The sequence below is a fragment of the Streptomyces diacarni genome (assembly GCF_003323715.1).
In the GTDB taxonomy this organism is placed as follows: Bacteria; Actinomycetota; Actinomycetes; order Streptomycetales; family Streptomycetaceae; genus Streptomyces; species Streptomyces diacarni.
The window spans coordinates 1-1580 of sequence record NZ_QOIN01000063.1 but is presented as its reverse complement, the minus strand read 5'-3'; the positions used below and the strand labels follow the sequence as shown (position 1 = coordinate 1580).

The window sequence follows — 1580 nt, the reverse complement described above, 5'->3', positions numbered from 1 at the left end:
GCGGGGGAGCGGGTCGCCGACTGGGCCGATGGGCGGCTGGGGATCTACAGCCTCGCCAAGGCCAACATGCGCAAGATCTTCCCGGACCACTGGTCGTTCATGCTGGGTGAGGTCGCGCTCTACAGCTTCATCATCATCATCCTGACGGGTGTGTATCTGACGCTGTTCTTCCACCCGTCGATGAACGAGGTGGAGTACCACGGTGCCTACACGCCGATGCACGGTATCCAGATGTCGGAGGCGTACGCCTCGACGCTGGACATCAGCTTCGACGTACGCGGTGGTCTGCTGGTGCGGCAGATCCACCACTGGGCGGCGCTGATCTTCCTCGCGGCGATGTTCGTGCACATGATGCGCGTCTTCTTCACGGGGGCGTTCCGCAAGCCGCGTGAGGTCAACTGGGTCTTCGGGTTCCTGCTGTTCGTGCTGGGCATGTTCACCGGGTTCACGGGTTACTCGCTGCCGGACGACCTGCTGTCGGGTACGGGTGTGCGCTTCATGGAGGGCGCGATCCTGTCGGTGCCGATCGTGGGCACGTACCTGTCGATGTTCTTGTTCGGTGGGGAGTTCCCGGGTGACGACTTCGTCGGGCGGTTCTACTCGATCCACATTCTGCTGTTGCCGGGCATCATGCTCGGTCTGCTGGTGGCGCACCTGATTTTGGTCTTTTACCACAAGCACACGCAGTTCGCGGGTGCCGGGCGGAAGAACACCAACGTGGTGGGTATGCCGCTGCTGCCGGTGTACATGGCCAAGGCGGGTGGCTTCTTCTTCCTGGTCTTCGGTGTGATCGCGGCCATCTCGGCGATGTTCACGATCAACCCGATCTGGGCGCTGGGCCCCTACCGGCCCGACCAGGTGTCCACCAACGCGCAACCCGACTGGTACATGGGACTGGCCGAAGGGCTCATCCGCGTGATGCCCGGTTGGGAGATCAACCTGTGGGGTCACACGCTCGTGCTCGGTGTGGTCATTCCCCTCCTGCTGCTGCCGCTGGTGCTGGTGGCGATCGCGGTGTATCCGTTCATCGAGTCGTGGGTGACCAAGGACAAGCGGGAGCACCACATCGCGGACCGGCCGCGGAACGCGCCGACGCGTACGGGCTTCGGTGCGGCGTGGATCGCGTGGTACTTCGTGCTGCTGGTCGGTGGTGGCAACGACCTGTGGGCGACGCACTTCAACCTGTCGATCAATGTGATCACGTGGTTCGTGCGGGTGGCGTTCTTCGTCGCGCCCCTCGTGGTGTTCGTGATCACGCGGCGGGTGTGTCTGGGTCTGCAGCGCAAGGACCGGGAGAAGGTGCTGCACGGTCGGGAGACCGGCACGATCAAGCGGTTGCCGCACGGTGAGTTCGTGGAGGTCCACGAGCCGCTGTCCCAGGAGCAGCTGCACACGCTGACGGCGCACGACCAGTACCAGCCGGTCGAGGTGGGTGCGGCCACCGACGAGAACGGTGTGCGGCGCAAGGTCGGCCGTGGTCAGAAGCTGCGGTCGCGCCTGTCGAAGGGCTACTACGGCGATTCCGGGCAGATTCCCAAGCCCACGCAGGAGGAGTACCGCGAGATCGAGAGCAGCCACGG

The 1580-nt window shown here is 64.3% G+C and carries 1 protein-coding gene; it reads left to right on the top strand.

The features are described 5' to 3' along the window. On the top strand, window positions 1-1580 hold a 1580-nt coding region (gene qcrB / locus DTL70_RS29470), incomplete at both ends, for a cytochrome bc1 complex cytochrome b subunit (RefSeq protein WP_147266837.1).